Origin of the sequence: Streptomyces katrae (assembly GCF_000966975.1) — a bacterium.
GTDB lineage: Bacteria > Actinomycetota > Actinomycetes > Streptomycetales > Streptomycetaceae > Streptomyces > Streptomyces katrae.
Genome location: NZ_JZWV01001201.1, coordinates 1 through 640, shown reverse-complemented (window position 1 = coordinate 640; position 640 = coordinate 1). Strand labels below are relative to the sequence as shown.

1 protein-coding gene is annotated in these 640 nt (G+C 67.3%); it reads right to left on the bottom strand.

Going from position 1 to position 640, the window contains the following annotated elements; translation table 11 throughout:
- On the bottom strand, window positions 1-245 hold a 245-nt coding region (locus VR44_RS34950; RefSeq protein ID WP_045951671.1), incomplete at its 3' end, for a DUF6325 family protein.
- Window positions 246-640: the final 395 nt, after the last annotated feature.

Genomic DNA, 640 nt, shown 5'->3' with positions numbered 1-640 from the left:
TCCAGGTCGTCCTGGCCCAGGAGACCCGACGAGGCACCCTCGAAGACGGCGAGGTCGAGCTCCCCGTCGGCGTCGAGGTCCGCGATCTCCAGCGCGGCCACCGAGCCGTCCTGGTCCTTCCTGATGAAGACGAGGTCGAGGATGCGGATGAGGCCCCGGTCCACCAGGTCGACGAGCAGGGGGAAGCCCTCACCGGTCATCCGGTTGCCGGGGAACTCCACCACGAGGTAGTCGATGGGTCCCATCTCCTCGATCGGCTCTCGCGTGTCGGCTTCTTCACTCACGGCATCACCTACGGGGTCGGCGGATACCCCCCTCACAGCCATTGCACCACCGGACGCCTGCCGTCGCGACCGCCCGCCCACCGTCGCGCCCCCCCCGGCGGCACGGGACGTCGGCCCGGTCCCGGACTTCTTCGGATCATCAGGGGCACAGACGCCCCGTACGGGTGTTCCGGTTGCAGACGGAGAAGATTGGATCTTGTGGCGCGTCTCGTGTAGAACACATCACCGATCGGATGTGACCACACATCTTTGAGCCACCTCGGGGGAATTGACGTGCAGTCGACTCGACGCATCATCGGAACGTTCGCGCTGGTCGCGGCACTCGGCTCGGTCGCGGCCTGCGGCCCCGACGACAC